Source organism: Streptomyces sp. NPDC005728, from assembly GCF_040630895.1.
Lineage (GTDB): Bacteria > Actinomycetota > Actinomycetes > Streptomycetales > Streptomycetaceae > Streptomyces.
In genome coordinates this window covers 45715-59947 of sequence record NZ_JBEXYL010000012.1, presented here as the reverse complement: position 1 = coordinate 59947, position 14233 = coordinate 45715, and the positions used below count along the sequence as shown (strand labels likewise).

Sequence of the window (14233 nt, the reverse complement as noted above, 5' to 3'; positions counted from 1 at the left end):
GATGCCGGTACTGGTGATCACGGGCACGGGCACCGAGGTCGGGAAGACGGTCACGACCGCGGCCGTCGCCGCGACGGCCCTCGCGGCCGGGCGTTCGGTGGCCGTGCTGAAGGCCGCACAGACGGGGGTACGGCCGGACGAGCGCGGTGACGCGGACGAGGTCGCCCGGCTCGCGGGTCCGGTGACGGCCACCGAGCTGGCCCGCTATCCGGAGCCGTTGGCACCGGGTACGGCCGCTCGGCGGGCCCGGATGGCCCCGGTGCATCCGCACGAGGTGGCCGAGGCCGCGGCCAAGCTGGCGACCGAGCACGATCTGGTGCTGGTCGAGGGGGCGGGCGGGCTGCTCGTCCGGTTCGACGCGGCGGGCGGGACCCTGGCGGACGCGGCCCGGCTCCTGAACGCGCCGGTGCTGGTCGTCGCCGCCGCGGGCCTCGGCACCCTGAACACCACGGAACTGACGGCGCGTGAACTGCGGTCGCGGGACCTGGAGTTGGCCGGCGTGGTGATCGGGAGCTGGCCCGACGCCCCCGACCTCGCCTCCCGCTGCAACGTCATGGACCTCCCGGAGGTCGCCGGCGCCCCCCTGCTCGGTGCGCTGCCCGCCGGGGCGGGTGCGCTCCCGCCCGCCGGCTTCCGCGCGGCGGCACCGGGCTGGCTGGCGCCCCGCCTGGACGGGACCTGGGACGCGGAGGCGTTCCGAATCCGACAGGCACCCTGACGGAGTTCTGACCTGGGACGACAGAGCCTGCCCAAGGCTTCTGCCGTCCCGGCAGGAAGGCGCGCTCCACCCGGGCACACGGATCATGCCGCCGTGTCGTTCGATTCCTGGCGCACCGGACGCCCTGTGTCGGGCGGCGGTGTCAGCGCTCGTCCGTCGCGCGCTGCGGCACCGGCCCGGCGGCGGCTGCGGCGCCGGGCGAGTGCATCGTACTGGTCAGCGACCCGGGCGGAGATCTCCCGCCGGTGTTCCAGCATGACGTCCTGCCTCACCGCGGTGAGCGTCCCTGCATGTACGGCTGCGTGGTTTCCGGTGATTGAGATACGTACGCAGGGCCGACAGGGATTCAGTGGTTGTCCGTGGCCTCGCCCTGGGGGCCGTCGAGCAGCCGTACCAGTTCGATCCGTGAGCGGATGCCCAGGCGGGCGAAGACTCCGCGCAGGTGGTGGTCGACGGTGCGGGGGCTGAGCGCCAGCCGGCCGGCGATCTCGCGGTTGGTGGCGCCCTCGGCGGCCATGCGGGCGACCGCCAGCTGCTGGGCCGTGAGCAGGGCGTCGGGGTATCCGGCGGCGGGTGCGGACACCGGGGCGCCGAGGGCACGGAGTTCCGCCCGGGCCTGGGCCGCGCAGTGCGGGGCGCCGAAGGACTCGAAGGCCTCCAGCGCGCTGTGCAGCCGGTCGCGGGCCTCGGCGCGGTGCCGCAGCCTGCGCAGGGCGCTCGCGAACAGCAGCTCCGTGCGGGCGCGTTCGAGGTCGCGGGTGCCCCGGGCGTGCAGGTCGAGGGCGGTGCGGTAGTGCTCGACGGCCTCGGTGCCGGGTGCGAGCAGGGCCCGGCATCGGGCGCTGAGAGCGAGGTCGTCGGGGCTGCCCACGACGCCGGCCCAGCGCTCGTAGTCCGCGTGGGCGGCGCGGGCCACCCGGGTGTCGCCGGTGCGGACGGCGGCCTCCACATAGTGCGGGGCGGCCAGGTGCCGGATGGCGCGGTGGCCGTGTCCGGGGCCGAATCCGGCGAGGGCGCGCAGCCGGGCCGCCGCGGCGGGGAAGCGGCCGGCGGCGAGGTCGAGGAAGGCCTGCGCCCACTGGGCGAGGGCGGCGGGCAGACCGAGACCGCGGGCGAGGGCATGCGCCCGAGCGGCCGCCGCGCGCTCCCGGCAGGCCTGCTCGTCGCCGGTGACGGCGGCGAACATGGCGAGCGCCGCCTGGAGATGGCAGGCACCGTTGTCCTGCCCGGTGGCATACGCCTGCCGCAGCGCCTCCTGGGCGGCGGCCTCGGCGACACGGGTGCGTCCGGTCCAGAAGTCGGTGTACACCCGGAACTCCAGGGCCTGGGTCTCGGTCGCGGGGGTGCCGCCGGCCCGGGCCGAGGCGGCGGCGCGCAAGGTCGCGGTGGCGGCACGGGTGTGGTCACCGAGCAGCAGGGCGGCCATGCCGACCTGGAGGTGGAGTGCGGGGGTGTCGCCGGGCGCGTGCGGGGTGGGCGTGGTGCTGGGATCGTGGCGGCCCGCCGTCGCCCGAAGGTGGTCGCCGGCCTTCTCGTAGTCGCCCTCGACCGCCGCCGCGAGGCCGGACAGGATGCCCGGTGGCGGGATGCCCCGGCGGTGGGCGAGTGCGCAGGCTTCGTGGCAGCGTCTCAGGTCACCGGTGTAGACGGCCGCGTCGGCGGCCAGGGCCAGTAACCGGACGAATTCAGCAGGGCGTTGCTGGTGGGCTGCTGCGGTGAGCAGGGCGTCGAACGCTTCGGGCGCGTTGCCCGCGCGGAGGGCGAAGATGCCGTCGAGCGCGGGGGTGTCGGTGCGGGAGGCGAGGCGGCGGGCCCGGTCGGGCCGGCCCGAGTGCCAGGCGTCGGCGGCCGCGCGGGCCAGGAGGCGGGCCTGTTCGCGCGGGTCGGGGCAGAGTGCGGCGGCGCGTTCGGCGAGGACGCCTGCCAGGGCGGGCTGTCCCGCCGCACGGGCCCGGTCCGCCGCGGCGCGCAGTTCGGCCGCGAGACGTCGGCTGGGGCCGAGGGCGCCCGCCGCCCGGTGCCAGGACCGGCGGGCGGCCTCGCTGCTGCCGCCGAGCACCCGGGCGAGCAGTCGGTGGGCCTCGCGCCGGTCGGCCGGGGAGGCGGCCTCGTAGGCGGCGATCCTCGTCCAGTCGTCCCGGAAGACCACGCCTGCGGCGGTGACATGGGCGATGCCGGCCGCCTCGGCGGCCTCCAGCGGGCGGGTGTCGAGCCGGGCCGCCGCCGTCGCACGCAGCCAGGCGTGGGCGGCCACCGGATGCTGGTCCGCTGCGGCGAGGAGCAGCAGGCGTCGCGTGTCGTCCGGCAGCGTGCGGATCTTCCGGCTCAGGGCACGCAGCAACCCCGGGGCCAGGGCGGTGGGTTCGGTGGGCAAGGGGTCGACACCCGTCCGCTGGCGGGCGGTCAGGCGCACAGCGGCTTCGGCGGCGGCGCGCGGATCGTCGTACACGAGCCGCAGCAGCCGGACACGGACGGCTTCCGACGGTGCCGGGGTGGCGCCGGACGGGTGGGGTGGCGAAGTGCGGTGCTGGGGTGGGGGGTTGACCGGAGTCACCACACCATCGACGTTACTGGCGGGTTAGTTGACTAGTAAAGACTGGCGACTTCACCGATGCGGCGCGCGTAGACCCGTCCCGACACTCCTGACAACCCCACCTGTTTCAGGAGGCATCATGCAGCGCCACGAGCGTCGCATCGCCACGGCACTGTCGGCGATGGCCGCATCACTCCTTCTGGCACTCCCCCTCACGGCGGCCCCCGCGCACGCGGCGAGCCACGACCCCGTCGTCTTCGTGCACGGCATCAGCAGCTCGGCGAGCAGCTGGGACGACTGGGTCGCAGACTTCGAGGCCGACGGTTACAGCTCCTCACAGCTGTTCGCCTGGTCGTACGACTGGTCGCAGTCCAACGCCACCACCGCCCAGCAGCTGGCGACCGAGATCAAGAGCGTGCTGGCGCAGACGGGCGCCTCGAAGGTCGACCTGGTGGTCCACTCGATGGGCGCGCTCAACGGCCGCTACTACCTGAAGAACCTCGGCGGAACGTCGTACGTCGACCACTTCGTGTCGGTCGCCGGGGTGAACCACGGCACGTCCGTCGCCTCCCTGTGCGGGTGGCTGTACACCTCGTGCAAGGAGATGCAGAGCGGCAGCGCGTTCCTGACCGCGCTGAATTCCGGTGACGAGACGCCGGGCAGCCTCGCGTACGCCGCCTACTGGTCGGACTGCGACGAGGCGATCAACCCCGACACCTCGGCGGAGCTGAGCGGGGCGACCAACGTCGACGTCGGCTGTATCTCGCACACCGACATGAACAACGACCACGGCGTCTACGAACAGGTGCGCGACTTCGTCGCGTGAGGTGTCGAACGGGGTGCGACGGGGCTTCCCGGGGGACAATCACCGTAGGACCGACCCTTCCGGGAGGTTGCCATGCGGCTGTTGTCGACCGGTTCCGGCACGGTGGCGCAGAGCCCCGTCCACCACCCGATCTTCGCTCGGTGCTACGCCCGCGTCAGCGTGGGCGCGGAGACCCGGCTCGGCCTGGCGGGGGTGCGCGAGCGGCTGCTCGCCGGGCTGTCGGGGCGGGTGATCGAGATCGGCGCCGGCAACGGGCTGAACTTCGGGCACTATCCGGGGACCGTCGCGGAGGTCGTCGCGATCGAACCGGAGCCACTGCTCAGGAAGTTGGCGCTGGAGTCGGCCCTGCGCGCCGAGGTGCCGGTCGATGTCGCGCCGGGGGTGGCGGAGGCGCTGCCGGTGAAGAGCGAGGCCTTCGACGCGGCCGTGCTGTCGCTGGTGCTGTGCAGTGTGCGGGACGTGGCACGGGCGCTGGGCGAGGTACGGCGGGTGCTCAAACCGGGCGGCGAGGTGCGGTTCTTCGAGCACGGCCGGGGCGGCGGCCGGGTGATGACGCTGACCCAGCGCACCCTGGACCGGACGCTCTGGCCCGCGCTGAGCGGCGGCTGCCACCTCGCCCGGGAGCCGGTCGAGGCGCTGCGCGCTGCCGGGTTCGAACTCGGCCCGTACCGGCGGGTGCTGCTGCCGGAGAAGGGTCCGAAGCTGCCGACCTCGTACGGGGTGCTGGGGACCGCCTGGCGGCCCGGCGAGCCGGCGCGTCGATGACTTACCGGCCGGCGATGAATCATCGGTCCGACGACGATTCATGATGCACCGGTCCGCCGATGATTCACCGGCCCGGCGATGCGTCACAGGCTCCAGCGGCGCAGTTCCCGGGCGATGTCCTCGACGCTCGCCTCGCCGCCCTTCACCAGCCGCGCGAGGTCGCGGACCTGCTCGGGTGTGGTGACGACCTTCAGGCCGCTGGCGACCAGGTAGGCGTAGGCGACGGCCGAGGCGAACAGCGCGTTGGAACGCTCCAGCGCGGGCACGTGGATGAGCAGTTGGAGCAGTGCGGCCGCGCGGGTGTGCGGGGTGTCGTAGACGGGCACGCCGAATATCTCGGCCCGGTGGCGGGCGACGGCGGCGACCAGCGCGCCCCAGTCACTGACCTGGGGGTCCCCGGGCGTCTTCTGTTCGGCGAGCATGAGCAGCCAGGCGAGGTCGATGCTGAGATCGTTCAAGGGTTCAGCTGCGGCCTTCGCCGGAGTCGGTGCCGCGTGCCTCGGTGAACTCCTCGGCGAACACGGACTCGTACTGCTTCATGAAGTCGGCGGCGGCGTCCACGAAGGCGCGGCCGGCCTCCCCGGCGTCCTGTCTGACCAGCTCTTCGATGTAGCGGTTGACGCTCATGCCGCGGGCCAGGGCGCGCTCGCGGGCCGCGCGGGCGGTGTCCTCGTCCACGCGCACGTTCAGCTGGGTCTTCGCCATGCTTCGACGCTAGCGCCGAGGTGCTAGCAGCGGCAAGGGCCTCCGAGGAGAAGGTGCCCCTAGGTGCCCCTTACACGGTGTCCGTGTCCTCGGCCCCAGGAGGGATTCCGGCTGTGGGTCGGGTCACACTAGGCTCGGCCGGTACGAGGGAGTCGACGACCCGGAGGCGGTCTTGTCCACACCTGTTGCGGAGCACGTGCCGGGCCCGGCGCCGGACAGCGGGGTCGCCGCCGGTGCCCGCGGGCTGACGAAGGCGTACGGCTCGGGCGAGACGGCCGTGCTCGCCCTGGACTCGGTCGACGTGGACATCGCGCGCGGTCGCTTCACCGCCGTGATGGGACCCTCGGGTTCGGGGAAGTCCACGCTGATGCACTGTCTGGCGGGCCTGGACAGTGTCTCGGCCGGCCAGGTCTGGCTCGGTCACACGGAGATCACCGGCCTGCGGGACCGGGAGCTGACCCGGCTGCGGCGGGACCGGATCGGGTTCATGTTCCAGTCGTTCAACCTCATCCCGACGCTGACCGCGGCCGAGAACATCACGCTGCCCATGAACATCGCGGGCCGCAAGCCCGACCAGGCGTGGCTGGACCAGGTCATCGACACCCTCGGGCTGCGCGGACGGCTGACCCACCGCCCGGCGCAGCTCTCGGGCGGTCAGCAGCAACGGGTCGCCTGCGCGCGGGCGCTGGCCTCGCGGCCCGAGCTGATCTTCGCCGACGAGCCGACCGGCAACCTGGACTCGCGGGCGGGTCTCGAGGTGCTGGGCTTCCTGCGCAGCGCCGTGGACGACCTCGGGCAGACCGTCGTCATGGTCACCCACGACCCGGGCGCAGCGGCCCACTCCGACCTGGTGCTTTTCCTCGCCGACGGAAGGATCGTGGACCAGATGGAGCGGCCGACGGCGGACGCCGTACTGGAGCGCATGAAGGCGTTCGACTTGGTGCGCGGACGGCTCGGCGACGACAGCGCCGTGCAGGAGGACTGACCCGGTGCTCAAGGCGACCCTGAGGAGCTTCCTCGCACACAAGGGGCGGCTGGCGCTGTCGGCGCTGGCCGTCGTCCTGTCCGTGGCGTTCGTCGCGGGCAGTCTGATCTTCTCCGACACCGTCACCCGCACCTTCGACCGGCTGTTCGCCTCGACCTCCGCCGATGTGACGGTCGGGCCGAAGCAGGACCTGAAGTCCCCGGTGCCGAGCGGCGCGGTCCAGACCGTGCCCGCGGCCCTGAAGGAGCGGGTGGCGAAGGTCGACGGGGTCGCGGCGGCCCACGCGGACGTGTCGGTGCAGAACGTGGTGGTGGTCGACAGCGGCAACAGGTCCGTCGGCCCGACCACCGGCGCCCCGACCATCGCCACCTCCTGGTACGTCACCCCTCGCAGCCCGGTGAAGCTGACCTCCGGTCATGCGCCGGGCGGTGCGGGCGAGGCGCTGCTCGACGCGGACACCGCCGGCAAGAAGCACGTGCGGATCGGCGACACGCTGACGGTGCAGGCGCAGCCGGGCACGTTCCGGGTCCGGGTGGTCGGCATCGCCACGTTCACCACCACCAACCCGGGCGCGGCCCTGGTCTTCCTCGACCCTGCGGTGGCCGCTCGCCAACTGCTCGGCTCCGCCGACCGGGCCACCAGCATCTCGGTGGACGCGGCGAAGGGCGTGACCGACGCGGACCTCAAGCGCCGCGTCGGCCAGGCCGTCGGCTCCGGCAGCTACGACCTGAAGACCGCCGACGAGCAGGCCAAGTCGGCCGCGGCGGACCTCGGCGGATTCCTGGACGTCATCAAATACGTGATGCTGGGATTCGCCGGCATCGCCGTGCTGGTGGGCATTTTCCTGATCGTCAACACCTTCTCCATGCTGATCGCCCAGCGCACCCGCGAGCTGGGCCTGCTGCGGGCGCTGGGCGCCGACCGGCGGCAGGTGCGGCGCTCGGTGCTCACCGAGGCGGTGCTGCTCGGTGTCTTCGGCTCCACGCTGGGCCTCGCGGCCGGGATCGGGCTCGCGTTCGGGCTGATCCGGCTGATGAGCGCGTTCGGGATGAACCTGAAGGCCACGGAGATGGTCATCGGCTGGCCGACGCCCGTCGCGGCCTACGTCGTCGGCGTCGGCGTCACCTTCGTCGCCGCGTACCTGCCCGCGCGGCGCGCGGCGGCCGTCTCACCGATGGCGGCGCTCGCCGACGCCGAAGTCGCCGGCGTGGGCAAGCCGCTGAGGGTGCGGGCGATCGTCGGGACCGTGGTCGGGGCGGCCGGGGCGGCCGCGCTGGCCGGATGCGCTGCGGCCACGAAGACGGGCTCCGCGGCCTCCCTGCTGGGCCTCGGCGTGGTGCTGACGCTGATCGCGACCGTGATCGCGGGGCCGCTGCTGGTAAGGCCGGTGATCCGGGTCCTGGGCGGCGCCTTCCCCGCGCTGTTCGGCTCGGTCGGCCGGATGAGCCAGCGCAACGCCCTGCGCAATCCGCGCCGTACCGGCGCCACTGCAGCCGCGCTGATGGTGGGCCTCGCGCTGGTCGGCGGGATGTCGGTGGCGAGCGCCTCCATGTCCGCCTCGTTCGACCGGCAGATCGACAGGACGCTGGGCGCCGACTTCACCGTGCAGAACAGCAACTTCCTGCCGTTCACCCAGGAGATCACCGACAAGGTGCGCGGCACCGAGGGCGTACGGCTCGTCGTACGGCAGCGGTTCGCGCCCGTGGCCGTCCGGCTGCCCGACGGCAGGCGGGTGGAGACCACCGCAGCCGGCTACGACCCCCAGGTGGACGAGGTCGCCCACGTCACCTACGCGGCCGGGAACAGCGCCGCGGCGCTCGCGGACGGCAGTCTCGGCATGGACGTCACCTTCGCCGAGGACCACCGCGTCCACGTGGGCAGCACGCTGCCCGTCGAGTTCCCCGGCGGCCGCACGGCCGAGATGCGTGTGGGCGCCCTCACCGACCAGGACGGCAGCGGCGGATTCGGCATGCAGGGCGGGCTGTTCTTCGGCATCGCCACCGCGGAGAAGTACGTACCCGGGGGCCAGGACGCCGCGCTGTACGTCAACAAGGCCGCCGGCACCGGTGCCGACCAGCTGCGCTCCCGCCTGGAGCAGACCCTCAAGCCCTACCCGCAGGTCCAGGTGCGCGACCAGGCCGACTACAAGAAGCTCGTCCACGACCAGATCGCCGTACTGCTCTACCTCGTGTACGCGCTGCTCGGGCTCGCGATCGTCATCGCCGTGCTCGGCGTGGTCAACACCCTCGCCCTGTCGGTGGTGGAGCGCACCCGGGAGATCGGGCTGCTGCGCGCGATCGGGCTCGGCCGGCGGCAGTTGCGGCGGATGATCCGGCTGGAGTCCGTGGTGATCGCGGTGTTCGGCGCGGTCCTCGGGCTGGGCCTCGGGCTCGTGTGGGGCGTGTGCACCCAGCAGGTGCTGGCCCTGCAGGGCATGACCGCGCTCGCGATCCCCTGGGGCACGATCGTCGCGGTCGTGCTCGGCTCGGCGCTGGTGGGCATCGTGGCGGCGCTCCTGCCGGCACTGCGGGCCTCCCGGATGAACGTGCTGGCGGCGATCGCCCACGAGTGACGCAGCCGTCCCGGGCGCGTGCAGGGGACGGGACCAGCGGGCGGGTGTACGAGTGACGCAGTCGGCCGGGCGCGTACACGGGGGACGGGACCGGCAGGGCGTGTGTACGAGTGACCCGGCCGGCCCGGCGCGTGCACGGGCGACGGAAGCGGCGGGCGCGTGTACGAGTGACCTAAGCGGCGAGCGCGTGATGGAATCACCGCTCAAGACTCGAGTCACGTTCTGCTGAGGAGAGTTCATGTCGCGCCCGTTCCGCTTCGGGGTCAATCTGCTCACGCCCTCGCCCGCCGCCGAGTGGCGGGCCAAGTGCCGCCGCGCCGAGGAGCTGGGGTACGACGTGATCCTGGTCCCCGACCACCTCGGCATGGTCGCGCCGTTCCCCGCACTGGTGGCCGCCGCCGAGGCGACCGAGCGGCCCCGCCTCGGCACGTTCGTGCTCAACGCCGGACTCTGGAATCCGGCCCTGCTGGCCCGCGAGGTCGCGACCACCGACGCGCTGACCGGCGGCCGGCTCGAACTCGGCCTCGGGACCGGCTACGTCCAGGCCGAGCACGAGGCGGCCGGGCTGCCGTACGGCTCCGCGCGCGAACGCGTGGACCACCTGCGGCACACGGTCGAGGAGCTGGACCGGCTGCTCGGCTCCCCGGAGTACCGGCCCCGCCCCGCCCAGGACCGGGTGCCGCTGCTGCTCGGCGGCAACGGCAACCGGATGCTGCGCCTGGCCGCGGAGCACGCGGACGTCGTCGGCTTCACCGGGGCACGGCTGGTGCCGGGCAGCACGACGGGCAAGCTGGAACCCGTCGACGCCGAGGAGGTCGACGAGCGGGTGGCCCGCTACCGGGAACTGGCGGCGGGCCGGGCCGAGACCGCCGAGCTGAACCTGCTCCTCCAGCTCGTGGCCGTCACCGACGACGCTGAGCCCGTACTCAAGCCGCTGCTGGAACGGCAGCCCCGGTTGACCCTGGACCGGGCGCTCACCCTGCCCGTCGTGCTGGCCGGCCCCCTGGAGGACCTCGTGCAGCGGGTGCGGGCGCTGCGGGAGCGGTTCGGGTTCTCGTATCTGACCGTCCTGGAGCCGTCCATGGAGGCGTTCGCGCCGGTGCTCGCCCGGCTGCGGGAGGAGTCCGCATGATGGAATTCCGGGTCGGCGGCAGGCTCGCGTGATGGGGTGATCCCATGAGTGAACTGCGCATACGTTCCGCCCGGCACACCGACCTGGACGCCGTCCTCGGCTTCTGGAAGACGGCCGCGGAGGGCACCAGCATCAGCGACGACCGGGACGGAGTGGAGCGGCTGGTGGCCCGCGATCCCGAGGCACTGATCCTCGCCGAGCAGGAGGGCGAGCTGGTCGGCACGGTGATCGCGGGCTTCGACGGCTGGCGCTGCCATCTGTACCGGCTCGCGGTGCATCCGGAGCGGCGGCGGCAGGGCGTCGGCTCGGCGCTGCTGGCCGCCGCCGAGGAGCGGTTCGTACGGCTCGGGGGGCGGCGCGGGGACGCGATGGTGCTGGTCCGCAACGAGAGCGCGCAGCACGCGTGGCGGGCGGCCGGGTACGCACCGGAGGAGCAGTGGCGACGCTGGGTGAAGCCGCTCAAGGACTGAGGGGGGACTCGGCGAGGACCGGACTCCGAGGGCCTCGCGGACCGACCTCCGAGGACACTTTGCTCATCCTTTACCATTGAGGGAGCACTCGGTCCTCCATGAAAGGTTGTGAGCGTCCCCCGATGGACGAACCTCCCAGTCCGCGACACCGCGCGTTCCAGCCCGCCCTGTCCGATCATGGGACGGGGGTGACCCGATGACCGAAGTGCTGCTCCTCCTGGTGGCGATCCTGCTCTCGCTCGCCTGCGGTGCCTTCGTCGCGGCCGAGTTCTCGCTGACCACGGTCGAACGCGGCGAGCTGGAGCGGGCCGCCGCACGCGGCGAGCGCGGAGCGGCGGGCGCCCTGAAGGCCGTACGGAATCTGACCTTCCAGCTCTCCGGCGCGCAGCTCGGCATCACCGTGACCAACCTGGTGGTCGGCATGCTCGCCGAGCCGTCGATCGCCAAGCTGCTCGCCGGCCCGTTCCGGGCGATGGGCCTGTCGCCCACCACGGCGAGTTCGGTCGCGCTGGTGCTGGGTACGGCGCTGTCCACGGTGTTTCTGATGGTCGTCGGCGAACTGGTGCCCAAGAACTGGGCGATCTCCTCGCCGCTGGCCATGGCCAAGCGGGTGGGCAACCCGCAGCGCTGGTTCAGCGCCGCCTTCCGCCCCTTCATCACCCACCTCAACACCACGGCCAACCACGTGGTGCGCAGGTTCGGCCTCGAGCCCGCCGAGGAGCTGGCCTCCGCACGCGGGCCCCAGGAGCTGGCGGCCCTCGCCCGGCACTCCGCCAAGCAGGGCGCCCTGGAGGCGGACACCGCGGAGCTGTTCGTCCGGACGCTGAACCTGGCCGGTCTCACCGCGGAGAACGTGATGACCCCGCGCGTCCAGGTCATCGCCCTCGACACCCAGGCGACCTGCGAGGACGTGGCGAATGCGACCCGGGCGACCGGCCTGTCCCGGTTCCCGGTCTACCGCGGCAGCCTCGACTCGGTCGTCGGCGTCGCGCACATCAAGGACGTCCTGGCCGTGCCCGCCGAGGAGCGCACCCGCCGCTCCGTCACCCAGGCGATGCGCGAGCCCCTGCTGGTGCCCGAATCCCTCACCGTCGACCGGCTGCTGGACCGTCTCTCCGGCAGGCGCACCATGGCCGTCGTCATCGACGAGTACGGCGGTACGGCGGGCGTGGCGACGCTGGAGGACATCGTCGAGGAGGTAGTCGGCGAGGTGCGGGACGAGCACGACCCGCACGAGACGCCCGACCTGGCCCCCGCCGGGGCCGACGAGGAGGGCCGCGACCTGTACTCGGCGGACGGCGCCGCCCGCACCGACCAGCTCGCGCGCGTGGGTCTGCGCGTGCCCGAGGGCCCGTACGAGACGTTGGCCGGCCTGGTCGCCACGGAGCTGGGCCGGATACCGGCGGTCGGGGACACCGTCGAGGTGGCCGGCTGGCGGCTGGACGTGGTGGACGCCTCGGGGCGCCGGGCGGCCCGGGTGCTGCTGCACGCACCGACGGAGGCCGAGCAGGGCGACGGGAAGGACGCCGAGAAGACCGACAGGAAGGGCTACGGGAAGAGCTACGGAAAGACGGAGGGGGCGCGATGACCGCCGTACAGCTGCTGATCGGTCTGGCGACGCTGGTCGTCAACGCCTTCTTCGTGGGCGCCGAGTTCGCGCTGATCTCCGTGCGCCGCTCGCAGATCGAGCCGCTCGCCCAGGAGGGCGACCGGCGCGCGAAGAGCGTGCTGTGGGGCCTGGAACACGTCTCCGCGCTGCTGGCCGCAGCCCAGCTCGGCATCACCCTGTGCACGCTGGTCCTGGGTGTGGTCGCCGAGCCGGCCATCGCGCACCTGCTGGAGCCGGTGTTCCACGCGGTCGGCGTGTCCAAGGGCGCGGGCCACGCGGTGTCCTTCGTGATCGCGCTGACCCTGGCCACCTACCTGCACATGCTGCTGGGCGAGATGGTGCCCAAGAACATCGCGCTCGCCGAGCCGGTGCGCAGCGCGCTGCTGCTCGGCCCTCCCCTGGTCGCGCTGTCCCGCGCCCTGCGCCCGGTGATCTTCACGATCAACGCCTTCGCGAACGGACTGCTGAAGCTGCTCCACGTGGAGGCCAAGGACGAGGTGGCCGCGACCTTCACGGACGCCCAGCTCGCCGAGATCGTCCGGGACGCCAGCCAGGCGGGCCTGATCGACGACCGGGCGCAGGAACGGCTGCACGACGCTCTGGAGCTGGGCAGACGTCCGGTGCGGGACGTGGTCGTACCGCTGGAGCGGGTCGTGTACGCGCGCGTCGGCGTCACCCCGGAACAGCTGGAGCGGCTGTCGGCCGAGTCGGGCTTCTCCCGGTTCCCCGTGGTCGACGAGGGCCGCCGGATCGTCGGCTATCTGCACGTCAAGGACGCGCTGGACGCCTCGCCCCGGGACCTGCCGTTCCGGCTGCGTGACATGCGGCCCATCGCGCGCGTGCGCGAGAGCACCCCACTGGACGACGTGCTCACCGCGATGCGCGGCAGCCGCACGCACCTCGCGGGCGTGCTCGGAGACGACGGGCGGCTGGCCGGGCTGGTGACCATGGAGGACGTGCTGCGGGAGCTGTTCGGGCAGCCTGCCTGAGCCGTTCCGGACCGGCCGGGGGTGACCGACCGGCGGGTATGGAGCCGGGATACCATCGCTGTCGCCATGCAGACGATTCCCACACCTCCCCCGTACTCCAGCCTGGTCGCGGTCGGTGACTCCTTCACCGAGGGCATGTCGGACCTGCTGCCCGACGGCTCCTACCGGGGCTGGGCCGACCTCCTCGCCGCGCGGATGGCCGCCCGCACCCCCTCGTTCCGGTACGCCAACCTCGCCGTGCGCGGGAAGCTGATCGGGCAGATCGTCGACGAGCAGGTGGACGCGGCGGCCGCGATGAACGCCGACGTGGTCACCCTCGTCGGCGGACTCAACGACACGCTGCGGCCCAAGTGCGACATGGGGCGGGTCAAAGGCCTGCTGACCGAGGCCGTCGAGCGGCTGGCACCCAGCTGCAGGCAGCTCGTGCTGATGCGCAGCCCCGGCCGGCACGGCCCGGTGCTGGAGCGGTTCCGGCCGCGCATGGAGGAGCTGTTCGCCTGCGTGGACGACCTGGCCGCCAAGCACGGCGCCCTGGTGGTCGACCTGTACGGGGCACCGTCGCTGGCCGACCCGCGACTGTGGGACGTGGACCGGCTGCATCTGACGGCCGACGGGCACCGCCGGGTCGCGGAGGCGGTGTGGCAGCGGCTCGGCCACGAGGCCGAGGACGCCGAGTGGCACACCCCGCCGCCGGCCACGCCGCCGCCCGGCTGGGCGACACGCCGGGCCGCGGACGCGCGGTTCGCCCGGCAGTACCTGCTGCCGTGGATAGGCCGGCGCCTGACCGGCCGCTCCTCCGGCGACGGCCGCCCGGCGAAGCGGCCGGAACTGCTGCCGTACGAGGGTCCGGCGTAGCGTCCGTCCGGGACCGACCGGGTGATCAGAGTCAGGGGCCGGATCCGCTGGTGGTGAGACGTGGCGCAGCTCTC

General features: G+C 73.2%; 13 protein-coding genes. 10 read left to right on the top strand and 3 right to left on the bottom strand.

From position 1 onward, the window contains the following. The first annotated feature begins 1 nt into the window (after position 1). Positions 2 to 718: a dethiobiotin synthase gene (bioD, locus tag ABZ471_RS11405; protein ID WP_359064936.1), complete on the top strand. Its 717-nt coding sequence runs from the start codon at positions 2 to 4 to the stop codon at positions 716 to 718. Between the two features lie 346 nt (positions 719 to 1064). Here bioD and ABZ471_RS11400 read toward each other — a convergent pair whose 3' ends face one another. Then, complete coding sequence (locus ABZ471_RS11400; RefSeq protein ID WP_359064934.1) at positions 1065 to 3275, bottom strand: LuxR C-terminal-related transcriptional regulator; 2211 nt, start codon at positions 3273 to 3275, stop codon at positions 1065 to 1067. A 115-nt stretch (positions 3276 to 3390) separates the two neighbouring features. On the opposite strand from ABZ471_RS11400, the gene ABZ471_RS11395 reads away from it, so the two are divergent. After that, the gene (locus ABZ471_RS11395) at positions 3391 to 4077 is read left to right on the top strand and encodes a triacylglycerol lipase (RefSeq protein ID WP_359064932.1); all 687 of its coding nucleotides are present in this window, start codon (positions 3391 to 3393) and stop codon (positions 4075 to 4077) included. Between the two features lie 72 nt (positions 4078 to 4149). Next, entirely contained in the window at positions 4150 to 4842 is a 693-nt protein-coding gene (locus ABZ471_RS11390; RefSeq protein WP_359064930.1) for a class I SAM-dependent methyltransferase, read from the top strand. An 83-nt stretch (positions 4843 to 4925) separates the two neighbouring features. On the opposite strand, the gene ABZ471_RS11385 is transcribed toward ABZ471_RS11390, so the two are convergent. Further along, positions 4926 to 5300, bottom strand: coding sequence for a fic family toxin-antitoxin system, toxin component (locus tag ABZ471_RS11385; protein WP_359064928.1), 375 nt, complete (start codon positions 5298 to 5300; stop codon positions 4926 to 4928). A gap of 4 nt (positions 5301 to 5304) precedes the next feature. Then, positions 5305 to 5547, bottom strand: a complete 243-nt coding sequence (locus ABZ471_RS11380; RefSeq protein ID WP_359064926.1) for a toxin-antitoxin system HicB family antitoxin — start codon at positions 5545 to 5547, stop codon at positions 5305 to 5307. A gap of 172 nt (positions 5548 to 5719) precedes the next feature. Here ABZ471_RS11380 and ABZ471_RS11375 point away from each other — a divergent pair, with 172 nt between their 5' ends. The 7 genes from ABZ471_RS11375 (at position 5720) to ABZ471_RS11345 (ending at position 14159) form a co-directional block, all read left to right on the top strand. Beyond that, a complete protein-coding gene (locus ABZ471_RS11375; protein ID WP_359064924.1) occupies positions 5720 to 6532 on the top strand; it encodes an ABC transporter ATP-binding protein in 813 nt (270 codons plus the stop codon). 4 nt (positions 6533 to 6536) lie between these two features. Continuing rightward, the gene (locus ABZ471_RS11370) at positions 6537 to 9104 is read left to right on the top strand and encodes an ABC transporter permease (RefSeq protein ID WP_359064922.1); all 2568 of its coding nucleotides are present in this window, start codon (positions 6537 to 6539) and stop codon (positions 9102 to 9104) included. Between the two features lie 238 nt (positions 9105 to 9342). After that, positions 9343 to 10236, top strand: a complete 894-nt coding sequence (locus ABZ471_RS11365; RefSeq protein WP_359064920.1) for an LLM class F420-dependent oxidoreductase — start codon at positions 9343 to 9345, stop codon at positions 10234 to 10236. A 44-nt stretch (positions 10237 to 10280) separates the two neighbouring features. Further along, positions 10281 to 10706: a GNAT family N-acetyltransferase gene (locus ABZ471_RS11360; RefSeq protein WP_359064918.1), complete on the top strand. Its 426-nt coding sequence runs from the start codon at positions 10281 to 10283 to the stop codon at positions 10704 to 10706. Between the two features lie 196 nt (positions 10707 to 10902). Further along, the gene (locus ABZ471_RS11355; protein WP_359064916.1) at positions 10903 to 12294 is read left to right on the top strand and encodes a hemolysin family protein; all 1392 of its coding nucleotides are present in this window, start codon (positions 10903 to 10905) and stop codon (positions 12292 to 12294) included. After that, on the top strand, positions 12291 to 13304 hold the full coding sequence (locus tag ABZ471_RS11350; protein WP_359064914.1) for a hemolysin family protein: 1014 nt from the start codon (positions 12291 to 12293) through the stop codon (positions 13302 to 13304). Before ABZ471_RS11355 ends, ABZ471_RS11350 begins: the two co-directional genes overlap by 4 nt. Before the next feature lie 66 nt (positions 13305 to 13370). After that, positions 13371 to 14159 carry an SGNH/GDSL hydrolase family protein gene (locus ABZ471_RS11345; protein WP_359064912.1) on the top strand — a complete coding sequence of 263 codons (789 nt, stop codon included), beginning with the start codon at positions 13371 to 13373 and terminating at the stop codon, positions 14157 to 14159. The last annotated feature ends 74 nt before the right edge of the window (positions 14160 to 14233 follow it).